Here is a 24,451-nt window from a genome sequence, read left to right as displayed (position 1 = left end):
CTATCATTCTTCCAGGAAAACGGGTTTCTTTATGCATTCATTTTTGGATATTTATGAGTTTTGCAACACCCTCAATATTATTAATTATTCCCTCTTTATTTGCCACTTCATTTTGTGATGCCGTAATTAACTCTAATAAGTTATATTCTAGTGAATTTTGTGTGCGAAGCATTCCTTCTAATAAAATTGCAGAATATTGATAATCATCTACTACAACCTCTGTATCGTGCTTAATCTTATTAATAGAATTAATTGCTACACTGCTTATAATTACCATACCTAAAACTGCTAATGAAATAAGCGCTAATAATTTATATTTCACTTTTAAATTTTGTAAAAAATACATTTTTTCACCTTTATTCCTTTATATATAGATTTTTAGAATTTTATAGCTTATTATTTACAAAATCGCAATAAAAAGCAATGATAAATATTCCCAATACGAAACTTATATCTCTATAAAAAAAAGTAGCATAATAGCTACTCCTTTTTTCTTTGTTTCTCATATTGTTCAAACGTATGAATTCTTTCAAAAATTGGTGGGTGCGTGTATAAGAAAAATTTCACTAACGCAGGCGGATTCACTTGGCTTAAACTTGTTTTTGATAAATATTGAAAAGTTTTCACACCAGATTTTCCGTCCTTCGTCATATTTAAAGCATATTGATCTGCCGCTCTTTCTTCTATACGTGAAACATAGTTTGTTGCTGGTTGTACTGCAAATGAGAGTATAGAAGAAATTAAGAAAAATAAAGGTAAAATGGAGAAACATGCCACTTTTGAAATTTGCAATGTATCTCCCCATTTGCGAATACACATATTTATAATACGACTAATTAAAAACATACCTATAAACGATAGCAATACATAACTTGCAACGCCAAAATATATATGCTTCATAACATAATGCCCCATTTCATGGGCCATGATAAATAAAATCTCTTTATCTTTTAACTGCTTAAGCGTTGTATCCCACATTACAATACGGGCGTTAGGGCCAATTCCTGTTACGTAAGCATTTAATGCATTCGTTTTTTCTGACATATTTACTTCATATACGTGTTTAGCAGGAATATCCGCTTTGTCTGCTATCGCTAAAATTTTCGTTTCTAATTCTTTATTTTTCAGCGTCGAGAAGTCGTTATAAAGCGGATCAATAACGACAGGCTGTATGAATGTTAAAAAGATTGTAAATGGAACAGAGAGCGCCCATCCTGCGAGCCACCATCTCTTCGGAAATTTACGGATAAGCCATAATAGAACGGTAACTACAATTAACATAGTCGCATAACTTTCCCAAAAACCGATAACATGATCTTTTATCCAGCTTTGTGTACTTTGTGTGGAAATGCCGTAATCAACGGACACTTTCCGGCCAATCCATTGCATCGGTAAGGCAAGCACTGTTGTCAATAATGATAAATAAAAGAAATAAATCGCAACTTGCAAAACACTTATTTTAGTCGTTTCCTTCGACCATTTCTCAAACTTTCTTGAAATACCTAGCACAAGTACAAATAATAAAATAATCCATTCAAGAGGCGTCGCTAAAAAGTATAGTAAATTTTTCACGCGCGAATAATCTTGGCTTAGCGTAAGCTCTCTCGTACTCATAAACGTTTCTGGATCTGCACTCGTTCCCTTATACATGTCCGGAATAAGTTCATGATTCCATCCAAATAAATACCAATATATAAGTAACGCAAATCCAACGTACAAAAAAAGCGACCAACCGATAACCTTCCTCACGCTATTCCCTCCTCTATGCTGCCTGTCTATTATTATTGTAAGTTCGTACACGCTAAATTAGAACAAGCTTATTATGTGAATTGCTCGAGATCCTTTTATTTACATAAAAAAACTCTTCTACACAAGAAGAGTTTTACCTATCTTTAAACACTTTCTTTAGTTCATAATCCGGAATAAGGATCGCACGTACAAACCAACACACGTACCCTACTTGCTTTTTAGATAACATAAAAAGCCTCTTTAAGGAAGTACATCTATTAATAAATTAAAATCTTGTAAAGAGAAAGAACTATATTTCATAATACCCTGTACAGCTAAAAGTAAAACAAGACCGATCACACACATATAATTAACTCTTTCTTCATTCTTTTTTTCAGTAACCACTCCACCACTTATACATAAAATCCCTAGCAAATGAAGCGCTAAATACATGAAAAAGTAAGCTTCCTCCCAGCGCAAAATAACATTCACTGTCGTTATTAACACTAGACTAAGTAAAATCAAATAAAAAAACTTATTTGATGATATCGTTTCATTCATATAATTTTATACATCCCTTTCAAATTTCGAATTAATGATGTTTCAAAGCTATAAAGTAAATGATTGTTTTTATACCATAAAACAAAAGGAAAGCCACCATTACTTTCTCGAATACTTTATGAATCCACATATACTTCTCTTCATTCTTTCTGAAGATGCGCTTCATCATTTCTTCTACAATTAGACCAAATATTAGTAAAACCCCGAACACAATAAGAAGAGAAATAATATTTTCTTTTAAATGAGTACTAGAAAATAAGTACTACTCTGGAAACACAATCGTATCTACTACAGGTTGAAGCCAATGACAAACGCTTTTATCACACATATCTGTAATAGACGTAGCATCTATAATCTCTTTTAATATTTTTTCAACCGTCTTCTTCATCTCATTTACTCCCCACTATATCTGAAAAGCTCTTTTCCTGCTCTGCATATATAACTGGCACTTCTTTACTCCAATATTTACGATTAACAAATAAAAAGATAAGTACTAAGTTTAATCCTGTTATAAAAATAATAAGTCCAGGAAAGAATGTCGTATAATTTGAGAAATCGGCAAAACTCATAATTTTTTCTCTACTTATTAAAAAAGACGCACCCATTATAAATGCATTGTTTAACATATGTATTGCAATTGGCATGAGTAAACTTTTCGTACGAATATATACGATTGATAATACGATGCTGAATATGGCTGCACCGAGGAAATCAACATGTAACAACGCAAACAATATTGCTACAACGATGGTCGCTATGCTCGTTCCCCATTTTGTTGCAAAACGTTGAAGTAAAAATCCGCGAAAAACAAACTCCCCGATAATTGGTGCGATGAATACGACCCTAATGACTTGATATACATATCCCCCAGTACTATCTATAATCGGTTCATGCAATGCATTCATAATAAAGTCCGGTGTAATCCATGCAAAACTATACATATACAAAATAAGATACCCGTAACTAAACATGCACAACATAACCGTAATGTATAAAACTTGCACCAAGTTAAATGTTTCATTTTTATTAACAAACAATGAAAATGAAATGCGATGCTTTCTATACTCATAAAAAATCCATACGATCGGAAGGATATAGAATATAAGGATATTTATAAAAGAAGAATTTTGTATATGAAATATACTTGTTAGCAAATCGCCACTACTTCTCGCTATTAAAATTAATAGTGCAAATACAATTAAAAAATATCTAGCTCGCATCACTTGAAACGGATTCACACTCATCTCCTCCCCTATGTTACTTTTATCATATCATTTGATTCTTAATTTTTTGCGAAAGAAAACCTTAAAATTTCCTTAAAAATTCCATAAGTTACAAAATGATGATATGATATTCGAGAAAATTAGGAGGGATTTTTATGTACCAAGCAAATATTTTACTTGTTGATGATGAAACAGCAATTTTACAATTACTAACTACCATTCTTGAAAAAGAAGGTTTTTCTCATATTACAACTGCAACATCAGCTGAAATAGCTTTATCTCTAACTAAGCAAAACAATTACGATTTAATTATTTTAGATGTAATGCTTCCTGGACAATCCGGTTTTGATATTTGTCCAATCATTCGCCAACAAACAGATTGTCCAATTTTCTTCCTATCAGCAAAAGCATCTGATTTAGATAAAATATCCGGATTTTCATACGGTGCGGATGATTATATTACGAAGCCCTTTAATCCATTAGAAGTAGTAGCACGTATGAAAGCACAGCTTCGGAGACATATGAAACAAACCGTACCACACGAACAAAAATCACACTCGATTTCATTTGGCAGATTTGAAATTGATCAGCACTCTGCAGAACTGACAGTGGATGGTCACATTGTCGAATGTTCCGCTCAACTCTTTCAACTACTACTCTTCTTTTGCGAGAATCCGAACTACGTATTTTCGAAAGAGGAAATATACGAAAAAGTTTGGGGAGCACCTGCCTATAATGGCGATGACAACACTGTTATGGTCCACATTCGAAAACTACGTGAAAAAATTGAACACGATCCAAGTAAACCAGAATATATAAAAACCGTTCGCGGGCTTGGTTATAAGTTCGTTACAAAGTAGGGTGACGATATGAATTTTAATAAACGACTTATTATTCAATTTATCATGCAACACGTTTTTGTTTTAGTTACATTACTTATCGCTGTAGTTGCTGCTTTTACTTATTTAATTTTTCTTCTTACTAGTACTTTATACGAACCTAATATTCCAGATTCTGATAGTTTTACAATTTCAAGATACATCTCTTCAGAAGATGGGCATATTTCGTTACAATCTGAAGTGCAAGATTTAATAAAGGAGAAAAATGATTGGCTCCAAGTTGTAGATGAAAACGGAAAAATCCTCTACCACTTTAATACACCAAATGATGTTCCGAATGCTTATACGAAGACATCTTTAGTCGCATATATACAACATCATATCGAAAGTAATTATAAATTTACATATTGGGAAATTGAATTAGAAGAAAAGAAAGTACTTGTTATTTATGGTGGTATGTTAAAAAGCAATGCGTTACTGACAGCAATTCAAAAGGATCACTCCTCTTTAACGATGGATTCGTTCACATTAACAGATCAAGAAAAACAGTTACTGTCTAAAGAAAAAGCAGCACTTCAAATATTTAATCAAAATGGCGAAGAGGTTTTTGCCTATCCAGCTGGAAAGAAAAAAACATTTTCAGCAATACAAATCGCCCTTAATGAAAAAGAACCGTGGAATCATAAAGAAAACACGTCTAGCTTTTACGATGCAAATAGTGGCAACCTTCTCGTTGTGACTGCGAAAAATGATCACTACTATCCAGATGACGAAATTGAAGATGTATTTACTAAGAAGTTTCTCATCGGATGCGGATTAATCCTTCTTATCGTATTTGTTTATTTAGTCATTCTTTCTATTTGGTACGGTAATAAATTCGGGAAACCGTTATTACATGCGATGCGCTGGCTTAAAAATATCGCTGGTGGAAAGTATGAAGAACCCATTAGTAAAAAAGGAAAACCTGTCAGGTTCCGGCGATCTGGTAAAGAAAAATGGTCGTTCCGTTTGTTTAGAGATGTAACAAGTTCACTAGAACACCTTTCTATTACACTCAAAAAAAACGATGCGATGAGGCAAGTACTTCAGCAAACACGAGAAGAATGGATTACCGGTCTAACGCATGATTTAAAAACACCACTTAGCTCTATATATGGCTACGCATTATTACTCGAATCGAATCAATATAACTGGACTGATCGTGATATTCAGCAATTTGGTAGTGTTATGAAAGAGAAATCTCAATATATGACGACATTAATTGATGATTTAAGCTTAACGTATCAATTAAAAAATAACAGCCTTCCTGCCCAACACGTAAACGTTGAAATCAATCAGTTCGTTCAAAAAGTGTTATTGCAATTTATTAACAATCCAACACTCCAAAATCAAAATATTGAATTCGTACCGAGCTCAAATAAAATTCAATATTTCATTGAAGAAAAATGGTTCCAGCGTATTATCGAAAACTTACTAGTAAATGCTGTAAAACATAATAACGAAACAACTACTGTCATCGTAAAATTATCACAAAACGCTAATTCCTTTACACTCTCCATTTCAGATGACGGAAAAGGAATGGATGAAAAAACGAAAGAACTTCTATTTGAACGATATTACCGCGGAACAAACACAGAAGAAAGCAACATCGGAACTGGACTTGGCCTAGCCATTACAAAACAGCTCGTTCATGCTCATAACGGGACAATTTCCGTTGATAGTGCACTCGGAAAAGGAACGACGATTATTCTTGTATTTCCGTTTCGTTCGTAGGAAAGACGCTATGTGGCGTCTTTTTTTCTTTTCTGGGAGAGTTTTTCGGTAATTGAAATTGTGTGGATCGTTTTTTTTGAGGTGTTTTAGCGGTATATGAAATTATATCGGCGATTTTTTGAATATATCGGCGCAACTCAAATTATATCAGCGATTTTTTGAATATATCAGCGCAACTCGAATTATATCAGCGATTTTCTAGATATATCGACTTACCGACAAAACTAACCTACTTCCCTACTATACAAAGTAAAAGTAAAAGTAAAAATAAAACTATTAACAAATACATTTCTAAACTGTTATACTATAAATAGAAGTATAAACTAACTAAGTTTTGCATAAAATGAAGTAGACGAGGTGCTTCCAACACCCCGTCACTGCAACTAATTACCGCAAGGTGGAAGGTTGCAACTAAAGCTTATTTGCGCTTAGAAGACTTCCCACGCTTCGCAGGCAGACGGGTGGTCTTCTTTTTGCGCTTTTTTGCCGTTAATTTCTTAAATCCAAAAACTATACCTTCTCTAGCTATAGTTTTTGTAATTTCCAACAAAATTTGCAAAAGAAATTCCATACGATTACACCTCCTTTCTTCACAAAATGAAGAAAGGGCATAACCTTCCACCCGCAATATTTAATTGCTATTTTATTTTACCATTTTCATATGTATTACAGATAAAACAATACAAATTTAACAATCCACTTATAAAAAAAACGAACCATCTCCCAATGATTCGCTCTTACCCTATTACTTTTTCTTCACCGGTATCCAAAGCTCTACTTGTGCAAACTCACTCTTATCTTCGTGGCAACGCTCATCGTACAGTTCAAACTCTGTAACTCCGCAATGTTCATACCCTGAATGCGGGAACCATTCTGAGAATACTGCATTCCAAGTTTGGTGGATAGACGATACCATTTCTTCATGAGGAACTTTCGGCGTTGTAAATACTGCATATGTTGCTGCCGGGAAAGTACGCTTCGCAATTTCATTTGGTACATTTTCAAAGTCTGTAACTTCCATTCCGATAATGTAAGTGAAGTCCCCTGTTTCTAAATTAAAATCAGTACATAATCCAAGCTCTACCCATTGGCTCGTATCTTTACGATTGGGAATTGTTGTCCCAAGATCTTTTTGTAAATATTCTTGCCAAAATACTGGAATGTCTTGATGGTTTTTCCCTTCTTTACTTGTCGTCTTCAATTCATAACCCGCCACTAAAAATTCTGGTTTATTTACAATACGATATTCCATTTGTATGCCCCCTAAATACGGATTTAATTTTCTTTGCTTTACATTCACTCTGTAATACATCGGTGTTTCGATTTCTTGTTTTCGATATTCACTCGGTGTCATTTGAAATAATTTTTTAAAGGCTCTCGTGAACGTTTCGTGAGATTGAAAGCCATGTTCAAACGCGATATCAATAACTTTTTCATCCGTATGAGAAAGTTGATAAGCTGCCCGGGCTAACCTCCTCTTTCGAACATACTCCATTACTGTATCACCTACTAATGCCTGAAATACACGGTGAAAATGCGACTCAGAAAAACCTGCAATGCGAGCTAAATTACGCAGCGTTTGTTTTTCCATTACATCTTCCTCAATATAATCAATTGACCTTTGAATTTGTGTTTCATAGCTTTCCATCTCTGTTCACCCGCCTTATATGTATTATGATAAAAGAGAACGCAATCCAATTCTTGACGTTTTTTACTATAATTCCATAAAAAATTGCAACTTTTTTATATGTATTTCGTTGTTATGTATGAAGGGAGGGAAATTAGTGAAACGCAAACAATCATTAGAAGACATTTATTCAGATCATATGCATGATTTATTTCGCTATCTTCTCTCCCTAACCGGAGATTCTCATTTTGCTGAAGATCTCATGCAGGAAACCTTTTACCGCATGCTCGTCCATATTGATTATTATAAAGGCGAAGAAATTAGGCCGTGGTTATTTACAATAGCCTACAACGCCTTTATCGATTGGTATCGAAAAGAAAAAAAATATAAAACAACTACAGTGGAAGAATTCCATTTACCAAACGTGCCAAGTACAGAACATGAATATTTCGTAAAATTTGAGATCGCCAGTTGGTTAGAAAGTTTATCTTCTATTCCGCTCGAAAGACGAAATGTCCTACTACTACGAGATTACTACGGATTCTCGTATAAAGAAATAGCAGAAATGACCGGTCTCTCATTAGCGAAAGTGAAAATTGAATTACACCGCGGACGGAAAGAAGCGAGAAACATAGAGGAGTGATACAGATGGGATGTGCAGAATTTAAAACACTATGGGAGAAGTACGAAAACGGAACGCTCACACGTGATGAACAAGAAGAATTAGAAAATCATATAGAGACTTGTGAGGAATGTGAAGTGTATTTGGATGAATTGCTTACGAAGAGTGCACCGATCAAGAAAAGACTACCACCACAAAATCTTAATGTCCCATTTTGGAAAATAAAATGGAAACAGCGTTGGCAAACTGTTAGTTTTGTTCTTGCGGTTTGTATAGCAATCTATTTTGCCGATCATTTTTCATCTTCTCTTTACTTCAATAATATGAAAAAGTTAGCTGAAGTAAATGAGATTCCAGCACTCGCACTAGAAGCAACAATTCCAAATATTCGTTCCACTGGAGGCAGTACAAAAATCAAACCCTTTTTCCGTACAGAAAATGAAATGAATTTAGTTAAAACTGTCGGCAAAAAAGAAGTTCAATTCGGTACAGTAACAACGAAAAGCTTCTTATCGTCTGTAACTGTTACAAATAAATCTTGGGCAAACAAATTGAATTACTCTAAACTTTCCTTTGTTCATCCGAAAATAAAGCAAGGTGATCATTTGAAAGAACCATCTAAAAAAGTGTGGGATACACTTGCAAAAGTACATGAGGGAACCGTTGCAGAAGTAGCGATATCTTTTGACAAACTTTACACTTTACAAGAATTAGAATCTATTCTATATAGCACATTTGAAGCACAAGAAATGCCACCAACTCCTGTATGGTACGCTTTAGACACAGGACAAGAGAGAATAGATGAGGAAGATTTCATCCTACATGGCGGAGAGGTTATCGGATTTCCAGAACATATAAACCTCCCTGATAGTGAAGCAGAACGACCGAAGACAAAAGAAGATGAAGTAATCGAAATGATGCGCATTCTTTCTGAGCATAAAAAAACTGTAAGTAAAACTACTTGGACTCTTGAAAAAGAGCTGAACTTAGATAAGCGTTATGAGTATGTAAAAGAGAACGGTGTAAAAATATACGGAATTGTTATTACTGGCCCGTCGAAAGAGTTATTAAAATTACAAAACTCCCCGCACGTACGTTATGCGACTCTTGGAGATATTGAGATTTGGAATTGGTTTGATTATTAATAAAAAAGAAGTAGCGCTCTAAAAACGATGCGCTACTTCTTTTTAATTCGAAATCACTTTCACATACATCCCTCTCACCGCTTTTTCATAAGCGACCTCGCTCATCTGTTTTATTTTTTCCGATACGACAGACGATTGAACAACTTCACCTTCACGAAGTAACGGAGGATCAATAAGACGGACTTTATTTTTCTGATACAAATCGTAATCGTCTCTATCTTCTTTTACTTTTACATTCGGATGAACTTTTCTTAATAAAGCATGGACTTCTGAATCATTACATTGCTGCAATTTCGAAATAAGCTCCTCATCTTCAAGAAGAAAATCATCTGCATGAATAATCCTTTTATGAAGAGCTACCTTTAACATTTTCGCTAACATATCATTTCCGTAAATATTCATTGGTTTCATAAAGAAATCGATTACTTCTTTGTAATACGTTTCTGTAAACCACTCTGCCATTTCGATACTTTGAAGGACCATTTTCCCCTCTACTGCGATGACATCCTCTAAAAAACTATGGACTTCTTCTAAAGAAATATACCCATATGTATACATATCTCGTAACGTATAATCTACTCGATCTGCGCATAATTCGGGCGCTGACCTTTCTAGTAATGTCCACTTCGAATCATCTAATAAAATATCTTCATAGTTATAACCATGCTTCGCAAGGATCGCTGGAATTTCTGAGTTTTTCACAACAGAACTAAATATCTCTTCATGGTAACTTTCATCTTCATTATCAAAAACGTAATCAATCACGTGGGAAAAAGCAGTATGCGATACGTCATGCAGTAAACCAGCGATCTGTTCTTCTACTGAACCACCTAGTTTTTTAACTAATAACATAACACCAACCGAATGATCAAAGCGCGTTACATTCCATTTCTCGTTCACTAAGTAACTTGCGCCTGCTTGATGAATTCCCTTTAGTCTTTGCATAGACTTACTTGAAATTAATTCTTCTACTACTTGATCCACTTCAAATTCTCCGTATAGTACATCTGATATGATCACTTACAATCCCCCTTTATTTTAATCGAGTCTTATAATCGTATCTCTTTTATGAAATTAGCACCAACATAAACATTTATTGTTATTTGTTTTTATTGAAAAAATAGAGAGCCATCAGCTCTCTATTTCATAACCCCTATTCAAATGTAACTTCTACCTGCACAATCTCCGACCTACTACCAAGTCTAAGCGGGGGTCCCCAAAATCCAAATCCAGAAGAAACAATTGCGTGGAACGCGCCTTTTTGTGCGTATCCCCAGTCTAGCTCGTACATTCTTCTCGTTACAATATGATTGGGCGCCATTTGTCCGCGGTGCGTATGACCGGATAATAATAAATCTACACCTGACGCTGCTGCTTGTTTCAACTCAAATGGCTGGTGATCCATTGCGATAACAGGCATCGATTTATCTACCGTACTCATTAATTGTTCAAAGCTTCGGCGATCTCGCTCTGTTTTATCTCTTCTTCCAACGAGATAAAAGTCATCTTCAATTGTAATTACTTCATCTAAAAGAATACGAATATCAATCTTATCCATCTCTTGTAAAAACTCTGGAACTGCTCTGCCGTAATATTCATGGTTTCCTAATACGCCATATACGCCTAATGGTGCTTTCATTTGTTTCATGATTGGTCCCATATTCTTTTGAATGAACACACCTGGATGATCGTCGATAATATCACCTGGCAGTAAAATAATATCAGGTTCCATCTCATTTACATGACGAACAAGTCTTTTTAAATGCGAAACGCCAGACAGTTTACCGAAATGCATATCAGAAGCCATCGCAATGCGTAAACTTTTACGCCCCTCTACCTTTTTCGGTATGTGCACCTCGTACTTTCTTACTACCGGACTATACGCATTAAATACTCCATACGCAAAGATAAAGATAAATGCAACTATCACAGCCGCCCCTATCCAAATAATTGCCGCTTCTTTCTCTACTGAAAACTGTAAAAGAAAGACCATAATATCAGCTAATGGCAACAACATAAGCGCATATTGTATGACCGCAAACCAAATCGAACCTATCGTTCGCAGAAATGGCAAAAACTTAAACACTTGCACGAGAATGTACGCATATGAAATAAATGCGACTATGAAAGCATAATATCCCCAAGATTCCCAGCCAAATACCGCATGAAGCCAAACCCATCCGTTCCAGCCGATGTAAAACATAAGTAGTGTGTATATAATTAATATGGTAAATATATTGAGATAACGAAGATTCTTCACAGCCAGCCTCCTTATTGATTTCTTTTATTATAACTTGTTATGCACTTATAACGTAAATATTAAGCGCTTCAATCTTCAGAATAAGAACATTGATAAACATATTGTCTTAAAATTTTTAAGAACGGCTGTAATGGACATTTTTGAGTCTTAAGTGTTGGATGAAATTCTATTATCTTTATCCTTCAAAACTCATCTATGCAATTATGCATAACCATCCATTCCGTTTTATTTCCATGTTACGATATAAATGTAATACGACATATATCGACAAAGATAAAAGGAAGTGATTGTATGAAACGTTCTAAAACCTACTTAAAATGTTTAGCATTATCCGCTGTTTTTGCTAGTAGCGCTGTAACTCTTTCAACACCTGCTGCTTATGCTCAAACAACATCGCAAGTTGTAACAGATATCGGACAAAACGCAAAAACACATACGAGCTATAATACATTTAATAATGATCAAGCTGATAATATGACAATGTCTTTAAAGGTAACTTTTATCGATGACCCAAGCGCTGATAAACAGATTGCCGTTATTAATACAACTGGTAGTTTTCTAAAAGCAAATCCTACTATAAGTGATGCACCTATTGATAACTACCCAATCCCTGGCGCTAGTGCAACATTACGTTATCCTTCACAATATGATGTTGCATTTAACCTTCAAGATAACAGCGCTCGTTTCTTTAACGTAGCACCTACAAATGCTGTAGAAGAAACGACTGTAACATCTAGCGTATCTTATCAACTTGGTGGCTCTGTTAAAGCTTCTGTAACGCCTAATGGCCCTAGCGGTGAAGCTGGTGCAACTGGTCAAGTCACTTGGTCTGACTCTGTAAGCTATAAACAAACTAGTTATAAAACAAATTTAATTGACCAAACAAACAAAAACGTAAAGTGGAACGTATTCTTTAACGGATATAACAATCAAAACTGGGGTATTTACACACGTGACTCCTATCATTCTTTATATGGAAACCAACTTTTCATGTACTCTCGCACATACCTATATGAATCTGATGCAAAAGGTAATTTAATACCGATGGATCAACTTCCAGCGCTAACAAATAGCGGTTTCTCTCCTGGTATGATCGCTGTTGTTATCTCTGAAAAAAATACAGATCAATCTAACTTACAAGTCGCTTATACAAAACACGCCGACGATTACCAACTTCGTCCAGGCTACACATTCGGAACTGCAAACTGGGTTGGAAACAACGTAAAAGACGTTGATCAAAAAACATTTAATAAATTGTTCACACTAGATTGGAAGAATAAAAAGTTAATAGAGAAAAAATAAAGAAAACCGAACCGCCACTTAGATGACGGTTCGGTTTTTATTTAAATTACAAAATCCTCCGGAATAAACACCTTCACTTCTTTCGGCTGTACGTATACAACATCACCCGCTTGAATGCTGAGATGCTTGAACTGTTCTTTACTTATTTCTGCTTCTAAGTACTCATCTGTTCCATCTCGTTTTAATTCTACATATACGACAGGTCCGACTGCGTGAAAATAAGATACTTTTGCCGGGATTGCATCTACGCTTTGTTTCGTACGAGAGATTGATAAGTCATGCGGCCTTACGTAGGCTATTCCGTCTACGTTGGAAACGTGCTTATGCTCTGGTGCTTCTAGTTCGACCGACCCTACATTTAGCTTTCCTTTATGAACGCGGCCGTGAAATAAATTTACATTTCCTAAAAAGTCATATACAAACGGACTTGCTGGGTTTTCATATACTTCTTCCGGTGTTCCCATTTGTTCAATGCAGCCTTCATTCATTACAACGATGCGGTCTGCAACGTCTAATGCTTCCTCCTGATCATGCGTTACGAATACGCTCGTAATTTGAAATTCGTCATGTAATTTCCGGAGCCATCTTCGTAATTCTTTTCTCACTTTTGCATCAAGTGCACCGAACGGTTCATCAAGTAATAAAATTTTCGGTTCGACTGCAAGTGCCCGGGCTAGTGCAATACGTTGACGTTGTCCACCAGATAATTGCGCTGGATAACGTTTAGCAAAGCCATCCATTTTTACGAGCTTTAATAATTCTGTTACCTTTTCTTCTATCGCTTCTGCTGACGGTCTTAAGCTTTTCTTTCTTACTTTTAAACCGAAAGCGACATTCTCAAATACATTCATATGTTTAAAGAGCGCATAGTGCTGAAAGACGAAACCGACTTGCCTGTTTTTCACGTGAATGTCTGTTAGATCTTCCCCATCAAATGAAACAGAGCCTCCATCCGCTTCTTCTAATCCTGCAATAATGCGTAATAACGTCGTTTTCCCAGAACCTGACGGGCCTAATAAGGCAACAAGTTCACCTTTTGGAATATCCAAATGAATGTCTGTTAGTGCTTGAAATGTACCATATTGCTTTGATACACCTTGAATTTGAATACTCACCGTAATCCCCCTCTTATTGTCGTTTTTCCATTCGCCATTCAATCCAGTTTTTTATAACGAGTGTAAACACTGCAATTAATGACATTAACGTCGCTACTGCAAATGCTGCTGAAAATTGATATTCATTGTACAAAATTTCAATATAAAGCGGCATCGTATTCGTAATACCGCGCACGTGACCTGATACGACAGAAACGGCTCCAAACTCACCGATAGCACGGGCATTACATAGAATCATGCCGTATAAAAGACCCCATTTTATATTTGGAAGCGTAACGCGCCAAAACATTTTCCAGCCACTTGCGCCAAGTGATAAAGCTGCCTCTTCTTCACTTTTCCCTTGCGCCTGCATAATCGGAATTAATTCACGTGCAACGAACGGGAAGGTTACAAAGATTGTTGCAATAATAATGCCTGGTACAGAGAAAATGAGTTTCACTCCATGTTCAAGTAGCCATTCGCCAAGAGCACCCCTCGGTGTGAAAAGTAAAACGAATACTAATCCTGCGATAACTGGTGACACAGCAAACGGCAGTTCAATAAGAGAGAGTAATACTTGTTTTCCTTTAAACTGAAACTTTGTAATAAGCCATGCCGCTGCGATTCCGAATACCGTATTCAGCGGTACAACGATTAACGCAACGAGAAGCGTTAACCTAATTGCTGAAAATGCTTCTTGATCAGTGATAGCGGCAAAGTATACATCCATCCCTCTTTCAAAGGCTTTTAGAAAAATAGTTATGAGTGGCAGTAATAGAAAGAGAGATAAAAATAAAACTGTAATCGTAATTAATACGCCTGGTACAAGCTTAGATTCTTTTTTAGCTGATACGCTTTTTACTATTTTCTTTTCTAATACTGTTGGTTCCATTTTCTCTCCTCCTATTCACTTTTTAGTTCATGCCTTCTACTCCAGCTTTGAATCATATTAATAAGAAGAAGGAAAAGGAGAGAAATAATAAGCATCACGGTCGCTACAGCTGTTGCCCCCGCATAATCATATTGTTCTAGTTTCGTCATAATCATCAGTGGTGCAATTTCTGTTTTCATCGGCATATTACCTGCGATGAAAACGACAGATCCGTATTCTCCTAATGCTCTTGCAAATGCAAGTGAAAAACCGGCAAGAAGAGCGGGAAAGATCTCTGGTAAAATGATTTTCACAAATATTTGCAAGCGGGATGCACCTAAACTCGAAGCCGCCTCTTCTACTTCTTTATCAATATTTTGCAGCACTGGTTGCACCATTCGAACGACAAATGGTAAACCGATAAAAGTAAGCGCAACGATAATTCCGAGCGGTGTAAAAGCTACTTTTATATGAAACAGACTAAATATTTTCCCAATCCATCCATTTTCCGCATAAAGCGTTGTAAGTGTAATACCAGCTACAGCTGTCGGAAGTGCAAACGGTAAATCAATAAGTCCATCTAATAGTCGTTTCCCTGGAAATTTGTAGCGTACGAGCACCCAAGCTATTAATAAACCGAAAATGGCATTTACAATAGCAGCTGCAAATGAAGTTGTAAAACTAACTTGATAGGAATGCAACACACGCTCGTTCGTTATAACCCCAGCGAACTTCTTCCAACCTAACTGTGAAGTTTGAATAAATACGATAGAAAGTGGTATAAGTACGAATAAACTCATGTACAACATTGTAAATCCAAGCGATAATCCAAACCCTGGTAAAACACGCTTCTTCCTCATCCTCTTTCACCTCATCCCCCTTTAGCAGTGCATTATTTTTGATAAATTTTATCGAATACGCCGCCGTCATTAAAGTGTTTTTCTTGTGCTTTTTTCCAACCACCAAATAGTTCATCTACTGTAAATAATTGAACTTTCGGAAATTGGGATGCATATTTTTCTGCTACTTTTTCATTACGCGGGCGATAAAAGTTTTTCGCCGCAATTTCCTGTCCTTTTTCTGAGTACAAATATTCAAGATACCCTTCTGCTACTTTTTTCGTTCCTTTTTTATCAACGACTTTATCTACAACCGCTACTGGTGGTTCTGCAAGTACACTAATAGAAGGGGTTACAATTTCAAATTTATCTTTTCCAAGCTCTTTTTGAGATAATAACGCTTCATTTTCCCATGCGATTAATACGTCACCAATTCCTTTTTCAACAAATGTTGTCGTTGCTCCGCGCGCTCCTGAATCTAATACTTCTACGTTTTTATAAATTTGGCTAACAAACTCTTTCGCCTTATCTTCACTATTATTATATTTTTTCAATGCGTATCCCCACGCCGCTAAATAGTTCCAACGTGCTCCGCCTGATGTTTTTGGATTTGGTGTAATGACAGACACACCTTTTTTCGTTAAATCATCCCAGTCTTTAATTCCTTTCGGGTTTCCTTTTCGAACAAGAAATACAATTGTTGACGTGTATGGAGTGGAATTATTCGCAAGTCGCTTCTGCCAATCTTCTGCTAGTTGTTTTTTCTTGCTAATGGCATCAATATCATAAGCAAGTGCTAGTGTAACAACGTCTGCTTCTAAGCCATCAATTACAGAACGCGCCTGGCTTCCAGATCCCCCGTGTGATTGTTTTACATTTACTGTTTGCCCATGCTTCTCTTTCCAATACTTCGCAAAATCTTTATTGAAATCTTGATATAACTCCCTCGTTGGATCATAGGAAACATTTAAAAGCTCAACTGTTTTTTTATCTCCACTTCCTTCAGAATTACTAGTGGATGTTGCCGAACCACACCCTGATAAAAGTACAACTGCTGATAATAAAACACCTGTACTTTTCATAAACGCTGTCTTACCCCACTTTTTCATCGTTAAGCCCCCTTAGTTTATACAATAGAAAAAGGCACACAATATATTCACAAACGTGAACATTGTGCGCCGTCAGTTTATCTGATTAGCTTCTAATGTATTGTATTCGATTTTTTTTCATTTTAATTCTGTAATTCATATGTGTCAACTTGGAATTTGGATTTTCTTACTAAACTAAAATATTGGCATACTTCGAGCCCAATGATTTTTCAAATCAGAAAATTCTTTTGGTAACTTACTATTTTCATTCCATTCTAATTTATATGCATTTACTAACACCGTAGCCATTGATTCACGGTTCATTACTCCATTTTGATTAAAATTACCGTTCTTATCATTTTCAGAGTTCATCCATAATTTCACAAATAAGATATTGCACTCGCCGTAAGCGTTAATCCCTTCTGTTCTATGTATATCTCCTCCTTGTTGGTCATATGAAGCTTTAAATATATGGCACCACAGCTTAATCAATGCACAAAAAAATGAGGCAACCACCTTCAAAGATGGTTGCCTCATTTTTACACTTGCATCGCTTTCTCTCTCAATGCTCTTCTTAACAACTTACCCGTGGTATTCTTCGGCAATTCTATTAAAAACTCAATGCTTTTCGGCACTTTATATTTCGCTAAATGTAACGTACAGTAATGCATTAGTTCTTCTTCTGTTACGTTCGTTTGTTTCAGAACGACGTAAGCTCGCACTGCTTCTCCTAAGTTTTCATCAGGAACACCGATTACAACAACTTCCGCTACTGATTCGTGCGTATATAATACTTCTTCTACTTCACGAGGGTATACGTTATAACCGCCAACTAAGACGATATCTTTTTTACGATCAACGATATAGAAGTAACCTTCTTCATCCATTTTCGCTAAGTCACCTGTATATAGCCAGCCGTCTTTCAATGTCGCAGCTGTATCTTCTGGTGCATTATAGTATCCTTTCATAACGTTAGGTCCGCGAACGATTAATTCGCCGACTGCGCCGACAGGTACTTCTTCCCCAAGTTCATTTACAATTTTATTTTCTACATGCCAAATATTTGTGCCAATTGATCCTGGTTTACGAGGACGATCTAGCGGGTTGAAACAAGTAACTGGTGATGCCTCTGATAAACCGTATCCTTCTGAAACAATAACGTTAAAACGTTTTTCAAAGTTTTGCAGAAGAGCAACAGGCATCGATGCGCCACCAGAAATACAAAGGCGAAGCGTCTTCACATCCTCTGCGCTTGCTTCTTCAAATAAATATAAATAATTGTACATCGTCGGTACGCCAGCAAAGATCGTTGGTTCGTACGTACGACAAATACGGAATACTTCTTTCGGACTAAATTTCGGTAACATTAAAATCGTTGCCCCGTTCACAATCGGTGCATTTACCGCAACTGTTAAACAGAACACATGGAACATTGGCAGTGCCGCAACGACGCGATCGTCAGCAGTAAATTGTAAATAAGACGCAACATCATTCGCATTACTATATAAATTTTTATGTGTTAACATAGCGCCTTTTGGTTTTCCAGTTGTACCTGAAGTGTATAGGATAACCGCTACATCTTCTTCATCTAGTTCAGGGCCTTCGTATTGTAAGTCTCCAGCCCCCACAAAACTAGTAAACGTTTTCATTTTTTCGGTTTCTGTATGGTTAAAATCTGATGAGGTTTCGCATATGATGATGTTTTCTAATGAAGGAAGTCTTGTTGTAAGAGATTGTATCACAGGTAGAAGGACGTCGAGTACGATGATTGTTTTTACATCTCCATTTTGTAAAATATAATGCATTTCGTCTGCTGTATAAATTGGATTAACTGGAATAACAGTTGCTCCGGCTTTCATTGTTCCGTATAAACCGACCAAAAAATGTGGTGAGTTCCCAACAACTAATGCGACATTGTCCCCTTTTCCAATGCCCATTTCTGCTAAATTGCTAGAAAACCTTGTGACCATTTTGTTTAATTGGTCATATGAGACCGACTGATCCATAAATATATAAGCCAGTTTATCCCCCTTCTTTTTTGCCGTTTCAGCCAAAGATTGAACGAGATTCACAAAAACCCCACCTTTATAAAATTTAGAATATTTAAAAATTCTAAATTAATTATATTAAAAGAAAATTAAAGTGGCAAGTGATATTCTATTAACTGCATATAGACAGATCACCTTCTCTTGGTTTACTTTGGAAAGATAAGGGAATTTTGTTCGCAAGTAATTTATGAAACTAGACCAGAAATCATTTTAGGATAATATGTATTCATCTTTTCTCTAAGTTTATTAAGTTCCTCTTTATTTAAGTTCCTCTTTATTTAAGTTCGTATACTCTCCATACAAATTCAAAACGTCCGCTCCATTTTCATGAAAATACACGGTAACATATAACGTCGGTAACCCTTTATTGTTTTCATCTATTGATAAGACGACATCTGGCGTTTTATTAACAGTGCTGAATGTTTCATTTCTTTTCCATTCCTTATTTTGAAACCTGTCCTGTATATCCTGTATCTTTCGTTTGTTATCTGTATGCGTAAAATATATAACATTATCCCGCGCTGGCTTTCCGATAGATAAAAGGGTACGACTTGAGGAAGTTTCACTGTTACACGCTGCAATCCCAATGACGAATCCGAGCAATATTACAATGTGTATGACCCTTTTCATATCGATCCGCCTCCTTTTCATATATATATTCCTTTATAAGAGGCAGATGTCCTGTAAGTATACATTTTGTGGTAAATGGAATTATATCGACAAAACTATAAAAAGAAAGAGGCTGCCTTTATGGCAGCCTCCCTCATTTTTAGAAGAATAAATGTAAGAAATCTTCTGTTGTAATGTTACCGAAGTAGCGTGCGATATCTACGCCTTCTAAAGCTGCAGTGAATGCATCTTTATCGAACTGAACGCCTGTTAGACGCTCTTCAATATCATGAACATCTAGTGAACCGAAGAAGTCGCCGTAAATTTTACATTCTGTTACTGTTCCTTTTTTCACTTCAAGACGAACATCAACTTGTCCAACTGGGAAGCGGTGTGAATGTTGTAAGTTGAACTTCGGTGATTTTCCATAGTTCCAATCCCAATTTTGGTAACGTTCTTCAGAAAGTTTATGGATCTCTTTCCAATCATTTTCTGTTAATTCGTACGTTGGGATTTCTGTTTCTCCTTCGAAAATTGTTTCTAGAAGAAGTTGTCTAAACTCTTCTGTCGTCATTTCTTCGTTTAGGAACTCTGTAATGTTCGCAACGCGGCTACGGATTGATTTAATACCTTTTGATTGAATCTTATCCATTTTTACTTTTAACGCTGATACGACGTGATCGATTTCAGAGTCAAATAGTAACGTACCGTGGCTGAACATACGACCTTTCGTTGAGAACTGCGCGTTACCTGAAATTTTTCTACCTTCAGCTAAAATGTCGTTACGACCACTTAGTTCTGCATTTACACCTAATTTACTAAGCGCTTTCGTTACAGGATCTGTGAATTTTTTGAAGTTGCTGAAACTGTCTCCATCATCTTTCGTAATAAAACTGAAGTTTAAGTTTCCTAAATCATGATATACTGCGCCTCCGCCTGATAGACGACGAACGACATGAATACCTTTTTCTTTTACGTAATCTGCATTAATTTCTTCTACTGTGTTTTGATTTTTACCAATGATAATCGAAGGCTCATTAATGTAGAACAGTAAATATGTTTCGTTAATATCTAAATTCTTCACACAATATTCTTCGATCGCTAAGTTTATTCTAGGATCTGTAATTCCTTTATTATCAATAAATAACATCGTATCACCTCATGAGTTCCATACGTAGCCACTATGCGCTAGCGTAATATGGCCACTGAAAATTTGTTTTGCTTCTGTTACTAAATCAGATAGGTTGCCTGTATGCGGTAAGTGCGTTAATAAAAGTTCTTTTACATTCGCATCTTTTGCAATACTTGCTACTTCTGTACTATTCATATGCCCTGCTTTTGCAGCCTCTTGATGTGCATACATATTCCACTCACAAATGAAAAGATCAGCATCTTTTGTGAATGGAATGAATTCAGGAATATAACTTGAATCAGCGCTGTATACTACAGCATCATCTCCAGCTGTAATACGCATCGCAAAGCATGTAACAGGATGAACAGTTTTTAAGAACGAAATCGAGAACGGTCCAACTTGAAGTGTTTCTTCTGGATTGTACGCGATTCCTTTCGTATGTGGTTCATGTGTTAAAGAATGGAATCCATTCTCGTCAAACGTATGACCGTATATTGGTAATTCCGGTAGTTGCCTTGTTGTCGCACTCGTAATTAATCTCGCATATTGCAATACCCCAATGTCCGCAACATGATCGTGATGATAGTGTGACAGTACAACTGCATCTATATGAGATGGTGTTATATATTTTTGAAGCTGTGCTAGTACACCACTACCACAGTCTACAAGTAAACGAAAACCATCGTGTTCAAACAAATACCCCGACGTTGCTTCTCCCGCTTCTGGAAAGCCGCCCCAAAAGCCGACAACAGTCATTTTCATATGTATCCATCCTTTCTAAAACCGAGTAGGAATGCAGTTTTTCTCCGTACTTGAGAAAGTTTTTTACTTACATCCTACATTGTTAACTATAATCCATTTCCTAAACTTTTTCATTAATTTTCAATTTTGTTATAAAACAGTTGTTGACTTTTATTTTTTGTACTAATACAATGATAGTAAGAAATGGAAATGGAGGGATTGACATGATCGATCAACCAATGGAGTTTTTCAGAAATTTACCGACGAAAACTTGTGCGCACTGTGGGAAAGAAATTGATGAGCAACACGAAGCATACCATAACAAATGTGACGATTGCGTTCACGAAGAATAGTAGTTTGTGAACATAAAAAAACCTAGCAGACATAGTCTACTAGGCTAATAACATCTTATCCTTCATCGTTGAACCTTTCACCAAGAGCTCCAGTTCAAACTCATACAATTCTTTTTTTCGATAATTTTTCGTATGGATTTTATCCATCATCAGGTCGACAACTTTTCGGGCCATTTCATCAATTGGCTGTTTAATTGTCGTAATACCTGGTTCTGTAATCTGCGATAATATTTGATTATCAAAACCGATAACAGCGAGATCATCTGGAATGCTCCAGTTATGGTGCTTCGCCTCTGAGATAATTCCAGCTGCTACCTCATCGCCTCCTGCCAAAATCGCGGTAGGATTTTTTTTGTCCTTTAATACTTCATGGAATATTCGTTTTCCATCTTCCCAAGAGAAAGCGTTTTCAAGAAAATCAATCGCTTCTACTTGGCGGCTCTTCTCAGTTATTGCACGTAAAAAGCCCATTTTTCGCTGCTGGCTAACTAATTTGGTTTCGTTACCACGGCAAAAAATAAGGTTGCGATATCCTTGATCTAACACATGCTTCGCAGCTATGTATGCTCCTTGCGCATGATCAAACTTCACTGTTGGAATATTTGCTTCCTCAATATATTCATTACATAACACGATTGGACCGTGCTGTAAGTATGGCTCTACATCTTCCCACGGATTTTCTAGTGAACATAGAATAATCCCATCTACTTGCTTCGTAGATAATAATTGTAAATACTCCATCTCTTTTTCCGGTAAATATCTTGTTTGACAAATAATCAGTTTATATTTATGTTCAGAAGCAGCAATCTCGATTGCTTCAATAAATCTACTGAAAAAAGGATTTGTAATCCTTGGAACTAGCACCGCAATTGTTTCCGTTTTTTGTTTACGAAGCCTTCTCGCAGCAGAATTAGGAACAAAGCCTAAATGCTTCATTGCTAATTGAACCCTTTTTTTCTTCTCATCTGAAACATATGGATGATTATTAATCACCCTAGAAACCGTTGTCCTTGATAACCCCGCTAATTTCGCCACGTCCTCTATAGTCGACACGAAATTCTCCCCCTTTGCATGAAAACGTTTTCTTAAATTGATTATATAGTATATTATTGGAAACTGCAATATCGGTTGTTATGATTTTACTATATTAATATTATACATAGGAAAAAGTCTGTTAATGCAGGGGCAATATACTGCTTTTAGAAATTTACGTTATGTACATTCCTTTTCTTAATACCATATATTCTTTATTCAATATAAAACCCCATCAATACGTCATCTCCATATGATCCATCTTCATACTTTATTTGCTTTCTTTGTCTTCCTTCTTCTACAAAACCCATGCGTTTGTACACTTTAATTGCCCGATCATTAACAGAAACTACACCTAAGCAAATTTTCTCTAAACCTTTCTGCCCTTTAGCCCAACTAATAAGAAATTCAATTAATTTCGTGCCGATGCCTTGATTACAATACGCCTCTTTAATCCCCATTCCCATTGTGCCTGCGTGTTGTAACCGTTCTAGTTCATATCGGTTGAAAAGTAAAAAGCCTACCACCTTATAATCTACTTCATACACGATATAAAGATTACCTTTCTCATTACTTTTCCGTACCTTTTCTCTTTCTACATCAATATCATTCGGTAATTTCTTTGGAGATACTATGAAAAACTTTGTAGTACTTTCCGATAATATAATTTCTTTTCTAATGTTCATTATTGCTTCTGCATCAGCCTTTTTTGCTAATCGTATCACTGAATCACCTCGTACTTTTTCTTTTAAAAAATAATATTAAAACTATAAAACGTCCAATATGCAATATTGCATATTAAGAATCTTTTTACTCTTGATACAATATTCATACATCAAAATAAAAGGAATGTATGCAATGAATCCAATCTTAACAGCTGCAAAACAACTATTACATAAAGAAGAAAAGATTTTATCTACTTTAAAATGTTCACTTACTGGCTATATGATTACGCATAAAGTCCCGTATCCTGGCATGTTACTTGCTACTAATAGAAGACTGCTCTTTTTTAGCCAATATAAAAACACATTCATTGCCGAATTTGATTATGAAAAAATTCTATCCATAGAAACGAAGAGAAGAATCTTTGACAAAAAAATAATATTTTATTATGAAGATGAATATATAACGCTTGGATACATTACAAGTTCGAATGTTGAAGCTTTCATAGACTTACTACAAAGAAACAGCAAGACTAGCACAGGCTTATAATCAGCGGGGATCCCCTCGCTGATTCATTATTTTAACTCCTCCCACTTCGTCCAAACTTCTCTCCCGTTTATACGGTACATACTATCCTCTCTATCCATAAACCTATGTACAATAAATTCACGTCTAATTGTACAAAAATCATCCTGATATTGTTTTATAAATGTATTAATTTCTTTTTCTGTATATTGATTTTCAGCATTTAACTTGCTAACTAAATGCTCTAACAATACTAGTTTTTTCTTCTTTTGACCTGGAATCGATTTTAAACGATCCTCTTTATCGAAAAAGTTACGAATGGTCGTATCACGGAATTTCATTTCACTCTCGGTCATTTTTTATCCTCCATCGGTTT

The 24,451-nt window shown here is 35.9% G+C and carries 25 protein-coding genes and 4 pseudogenes; 8 read left to right on the top strand and 21 right to left on the bottom strand.

Annotated features, from left to right (window positions below; all coding sequences use genetic code 11):
• Nucleotides 1-70: 70 nt before the first annotated feature.
• From ACQRBL_RS05350 to ACQRBL_RS05330, 5 genes and pseudogenes are all read right to left on the bottom strand, one after another.
• A pseudogene (locus ACQRBL_RS05350) lies at nt 71-346 on the bottom strand (methyl-accepting chemotaxis protein); the annotation flags it as partial.
• A gap of 134 nt (nt 347-480) precedes the next feature.
• The gene (locus ACQRBL_RS05345) at nt 481-1,749 is read right to left on the bottom strand and encodes a M48 family metallopeptidase (protein WP_001233328.1); all 1,269 of its coding nucleotides are present in this window, start codon (nt 1,747-1,749) and stop codon (nt 481-483) included.
• Between the two features lie 240 nt (nt 1,750-1,989).
• Nucleotides 1,990-2,289, bottom strand: a complete 300-nt coding sequence (locus ACQRBL_RS05340) for a DUF2101 family protein (RefSeq protein ID WP_078993508.1) — start codon at nt 2,287-2,289, stop codon at nt 1,990-1,992.
• Nucleotides 2,290-2,320: 31 nt separating this feature from the next.
• Nucleotides 2,321-2,677 (bottom strand): annotated as a pseudogene (locus ACQRBL_RS05335) (hypothetical protein).
• A gap of 1 nt (nt 2,678) precedes the next feature.
• Nucleotides 2,679-3,527 carry a CPBP family intramembrane glutamic endopeptidase gene (locus ACQRBL_RS05330; RefSeq protein WP_120461120.1) on the bottom strand — a complete coding sequence of 283 codons (849 nt, stop codon included), beginning with the start codon at nt 3,525-3,527 and terminating at the stop codon, nt 2,679-2,681.
• A gap of 140 nt (nt 3,528-3,667) precedes the next feature.
• On the opposite strand from ACQRBL_RS05330, the gene ACQRBL_RS05325 reads away from it, so the two are divergent.
• Together ACQRBL_RS05325 and ACQRBL_RS05320 are read left to right on the top strand one after the other, a co-directional pair.
• Nucleotides 3,668-4,372, top strand: a complete 705-nt coding sequence (locus ACQRBL_RS05325) for a response regulator transcription factor (RefSeq protein ID WP_029442109.1) — start codon at nt 3,668-3,670, stop codon at nt 4,370-4,372.
• Nucleotides 4,373-4,381: 9 nt separating this feature from the next.
• On the top strand, nt 4,382-6,124 hold the full coding sequence (locus tag ACQRBL_RS05320) for a sensor histidine kinase (protein WP_001010445.1): 1,743 nt from the start codon (nt 4,382-4,384) through the stop codon (nt 6,122-6,124).
• A 418-nt stretch (nt 6,125-6,542) separates the two neighbouring features.
• Here ACQRBL_RS05320 and ACQRBL_RS05315 read toward each other — a convergent pair whose 3' ends face one another.
• Nucleotides 6,543-6,695, bottom strand: coding sequence for a hypothetical protein (locus tag ACQRBL_RS05315; protein WP_000394943.1), 153 nt, complete (start codon nt 6,693-6,695; stop codon nt 6,543-6,545).
• A gap of 174 nt (nt 6,696-6,869) precedes the next feature.
• Nucleotides 6,870-7,772, bottom strand: coding sequence for an AraC family transcriptional regulator (locus ACQRBL_RS05310; protein ID WP_000446842.1), 903 nt, complete (start codon nt 7,770-7,772; stop codon nt 6,870-6,872).
• 118 nt (nt 7,773-7,890) lie between these two features.
• Between ACQRBL_RS05310 and ACQRBL_RS05305 the strand changes: the two genes are divergently transcribed.
• Both ACQRBL_RS05305 and ACQRBL_RS05300 read left to right on the top strand, forming a co-directional pair.
• On the top strand, nt 7,891-8,394 hold the full coding sequence (locus ACQRBL_RS05305) for an RNA polymerase sigma factor (protein WP_003269770.1): 504 nt from the start codon (nt 7,891-7,893) through the stop codon (nt 8,392-8,394).
• Between the two features lie 5 nt (nt 8,395-8,399).
• Complete coding sequence (locus ACQRBL_RS05300) at nt 8,400-9,518, top strand: anti-sigma factor (RefSeq protein ID WP_023521402.1); 1,119 nt, start codon at nt 8,400-8,402, stop codon at nt 9,516-9,518.
• A 42-nt stretch (nt 9,519-9,560) separates the two neighbouring features.
• Here the strand turns inward: ACQRBL_RS05300 and ACQRBL_RS05295 are convergent, their stop codons facing one another.
• Nucleotides 9,561-10,538, bottom strand: a complete 978-nt coding sequence (locus ACQRBL_RS05295) for an HD domain-containing protein (protein ID WP_023521401.1) — start codon at nt 10,536-10,538, stop codon at nt 9,561-9,563.
• Nucleotides 10,539-10,671: 133 nt separating this feature from the next.
• On the bottom strand, nt 10,672-11,778 hold the full coding sequence (locus tag ACQRBL_RS05290) for a metallophosphoesterase (protein WP_097919889.1): 1,107 nt from the start codon (nt 11,776-11,778) through the stop codon (nt 10,672-10,674).
• Nucleotides 11,779-11,812: 34 nt separating this feature from the next.
• Here ACQRBL_RS05290 and ACQRBL_RS05285 point away from each other — a divergent pair.
• Nucleotides 11,813-11,926, top strand: a pseudogene (locus tag ACQRBL_RS05285) (TetR family transcriptional regulator); the annotation flags it as partial.
• 143 nt (nt 11,927-12,069) lie between these two features.
• Entirely contained in the window at nt 12,070-13,080 is a 1,011-nt protein-coding gene (gene cytK2 / locus ACQRBL_RS05280; RefSeq protein ID WP_097919888.1) for a beta-channel forming cytolysin CytK2, read from the top strand.
• A 41-nt stretch (nt 13,081-13,121) separates the two neighbouring features.
• Here the strand turns inward: cytK2 and ACQRBL_RS05275 are convergent, their stop codons facing one another.
• The 9 genes and pseudogenes from ACQRBL_RS05275 to ACQRBL_RS05235 form a co-directional block, all read right to left on the bottom strand.
• Nucleotides 13,122-14,195, bottom strand: coding sequence for a sulfate/molybdate ABC transporter ATP-binding protein (locus ACQRBL_RS05275; RefSeq protein WP_063546756.1), 1,074 nt, complete (start codon nt 14,193-14,195; stop codon nt 13,122-13,124).
• A 13-nt stretch (nt 14,196-14,208) separates the two neighbouring features.
• Nucleotides 14,209-15,066 carry a sulfate ABC transporter permease subunit CysW gene (cysW, locus tag ACQRBL_RS05270; RefSeq protein ID WP_097919887.1) on the bottom strand — a complete coding sequence of 286 codons (858 nt, stop codon included), beginning with the start codon at nt 15,064-15,066 and terminating at the stop codon, nt 14,209-14,211.
• 11 nt (nt 15,067-15,077) lie between these two features.
• Complete coding sequence (cysT, locus tag ACQRBL_RS05265; RefSeq protein ID WP_001227879.1) at nt 15,078-15,905, bottom strand: sulfate ABC transporter permease subunit CysT; 828 nt, start codon at nt 15,903-15,905, stop codon at nt 15,078-15,080.
• A 32-nt stretch (nt 15,906-15,937) separates the two neighbouring features.
• Complete coding sequence (locus tag ACQRBL_RS05260) at nt 15,938-16,993, bottom strand: sulfate ABC transporter substrate-binding protein (RefSeq protein ID WP_000758702.1); 1,056 nt, start codon at nt 16,991-16,993, stop codon at nt 15,938-15,940.
• A gap of 174 nt (nt 16,994-17,167) precedes the next feature.
• Entirely contained in the window at nt 17,168-17,344 is a 177-nt protein-coding gene (locus ACQRBL_RS05255; RefSeq protein WP_141526255.1) for an S-layer protein, read from the bottom strand.
• Nucleotides 17,345-17,511: 167 nt separating this feature from the next.
• The gene (locus ACQRBL_RS05250) at nt 17,512-19,044 is read right to left on the bottom strand and encodes a fatty acid--CoA ligase family protein (protein WP_097919885.1); all 1,533 of its coding nucleotides are present in this window, start codon (nt 19,042-19,044) and stop codon (nt 17,512-17,514) included.
• A gap of 161 nt (nt 19,045-19,205) precedes the next feature.
• Nucleotides 19,206-19,650: pseudogene (locus ACQRBL_RS05245) on the bottom strand (hypothetical protein).
• 139 nt (nt 19,651-19,789) lie between these two features.
• A complete protein-coding gene (locus ACQRBL_RS05240; RefSeq protein WP_023521393.1) occupies nt 19,790-20,779 on the bottom strand; it encodes a lipoate--protein ligase in 990 nt (329 codons plus the stop codon).
• Between the two features lie 9 nt (nt 20,780-20,788).
• Nucleotides 20,789-21,523, bottom strand: a complete 735-nt coding sequence (locus tag ACQRBL_RS05235; protein WP_411996269.1) for an MBL fold metallo-hydrolase — start codon at nt 21,521-21,523, stop codon at nt 20,789-20,791.
• A gap of 203 nt (nt 21,524-21,726) precedes the next feature.
• On the opposite strand from ACQRBL_RS05235, the gene yhfH reads away from it, so the two are divergent.
• Complete coding sequence (gene yhfH, locus ACQRBL_RS05230) at nt 21,727-21,855, top strand: protein YhfH (protein ID WP_000567010.1); 129 nt, start codon at nt 21,727-21,729, stop codon at nt 21,853-21,855.
• 39 nt (nt 21,856-21,894) lie between these two features.
• Here yhfH and ACQRBL_RS05225 read toward each other — a convergent pair whose 3' ends face one another.
• Complete coding sequence (locus tag ACQRBL_RS05225) at nt 21,895-22,908, bottom strand: LacI family DNA-binding transcriptional regulator (RefSeq protein ID WP_411996268.1); 1,014 nt, start codon at nt 22,906-22,908, stop codon at nt 21,895-21,897.
• Nucleotides 22,909-23,102: 194 nt separating this feature from the next.
• Nucleotides 23,103-23,612, bottom strand: coding sequence for a GNAT family N-acetyltransferase (locus tag ACQRBL_RS05220; RefSeq protein ID WP_097919883.1), 510 nt, complete (start codon nt 23,610-23,612; stop codon nt 23,103-23,105).
• Between the two features lie 133 nt (nt 23,613-23,745).
• On the opposite strand from ACQRBL_RS05220, the gene ACQRBL_RS05215 reads away from it, so the two are divergent.
• Nucleotides 23,746-24,099 (top strand): PH domain-containing protein, encoded by a 354-nt coding sequence (locus ACQRBL_RS05215; RefSeq protein WP_001068221.1) that lies wholly within the window; start codon nt 23,746-23,748, stop codon nt 24,097-24,099.
• A 26-nt stretch (nt 24,100-24,125) separates the two neighbouring features.
• Here ACQRBL_RS05215 and ACQRBL_RS05210 read toward each other — a convergent pair whose 3' ends face one another.
• Complete coding sequence (locus ACQRBL_RS05210) at nt 24,126-24,431, bottom strand: DUF2087 domain-containing protein (RefSeq protein ID WP_097919882.1); 306 nt, start codon at nt 24,429-24,431, stop codon at nt 24,126-24,128.
• Between the last annotated feature and the right edge of the window lie 20 nt (nt 24,432-24,451).

The organism is Bacillus sp. AF62 (assembly GCF_050312695.1).
Lineage (GTDB): Bacteria > Bacillota > Bacilli > Bacillales > Bacillaceae_G > Bacillus_A > Bacillus_A cereus.
The sequence above is the reverse complement of the archived record's forward strand: the minus strand, read 5'-3'. Positions and strand labels throughout refer to the sequence as shown.

Bases quoted from the DNA above. Each gene is read 5' to 3' on its own strand.
- ACQRBL_RS05340 (WP_078993508.1), bottom strand. From the start codon at position 2,289: ATGAATGAAACGATATCATCAAATAAGTTTTTTTATTTGATTTTACTT.
- ACQRBL_RS05325 (WP_029442109.1), top strand. From the start codon at position 3,668: ATGTACCAAGCAAATATTTTACTTGTTGATGATGAAACAGCAATTTTA.
- ACQRBL_RS05320 (WP_001010445.1), top strand. From the start codon at position 4,382: ATGAATTTTAATAAACGACTTATTATTCAATTTATCATGCAACACGTT.
- ACQRBL_RS05315 (WP_000394943.1), bottom strand. From the start codon at position 6,695: ATGGAATTTCTTTTGCAAATTTTGTTGGAAATTACAAAAACTATAGCT.
- ACQRBL_RS05310 (WP_000446842.1), bottom strand. From the start codon at position 7,772: ATGGAAAGCTATGAAACACAAATTCAAAGGTCAATTGATTATATTGAG.
- ACQRBL_RS05305 (WP_003269770.1), top strand. From the start codon at position 7,891: ATGAAGGGAGGGAAATTAGTGAAACGCAAACAATCATTAGAAGACATT.
- ACQRBL_RS05300 (WP_023521402.1), top strand. From the start codon at position 8,400: ATGGGATGTGCAGAATTTAAAACACTATGGGAGAAGTACGAAAACGGA.
- cytK2 (WP_097919888.1), top strand. From the start codon at position 12,070: ATGAAACGTTCTAAAACCTACTTAAAATGTTTAGCATTATCCGCTGTT.
- cysW (WP_097919887.1), bottom strand. From the start codon at position 15,066: ATGGAACCAACAGTATTAGAAAAGAAAATAGTAAAAAGCGTATCAGCT.
- cysT (WP_001227879.1), bottom strand. From the start codon at position 15,905: ATGAGGAAGAAGCGTGTTTTACCAGGGTTTGGATTATCGCTTGGATTT.
- ACQRBL_RS05260 (WP_000758702.1), bottom strand. From the start codon at position 16,993: ATGAAAAAGTGGGGTAAGACAGCGTTTATGAAAAGTACAGGTGTTTTA.
- ACQRBL_RS05255 (WP_141526255.1), bottom strand. From the start codon at position 17,344: ATGAACTCTGAAAATGATAAGAACGGTAATTTTAATCAAAATGGAGTA.
- ACQRBL_RS05240 (WP_023521393.1), bottom strand. From the start codon at position 20,779: ATGTTATTTATTGATAATAAAGGAATTACAGATCCTAGAATAAACTTA.
- ACQRBL_RS05235 (WP_411996269.1), bottom strand. From the start codon at position 21,523: ATGAAAATGACTGTTGTCGGCTTTTGGGGCGGCTTTCCAGAAGCGGGA.
- yhfH (WP_000567010.1), top strand. From the start codon at position 21,727: ATGATCGATCAACCAATGGAGTTTTTCAGAAATTTACCGACGAAAACT.
- ACQRBL_RS05215 (WP_001068221.1), top strand. From the start codon at position 23,746: ATGAATCCAATCTTAACAGCTGCAAAACAACTATTACATAAAGAAGAA.
- ACQRBL_RS05210 (WP_097919882.1), bottom strand. From the start codon at position 24,431: ATGACCGAGAGTGAAATGAAATTCCGTGATACGACCATTCGTAACTTT.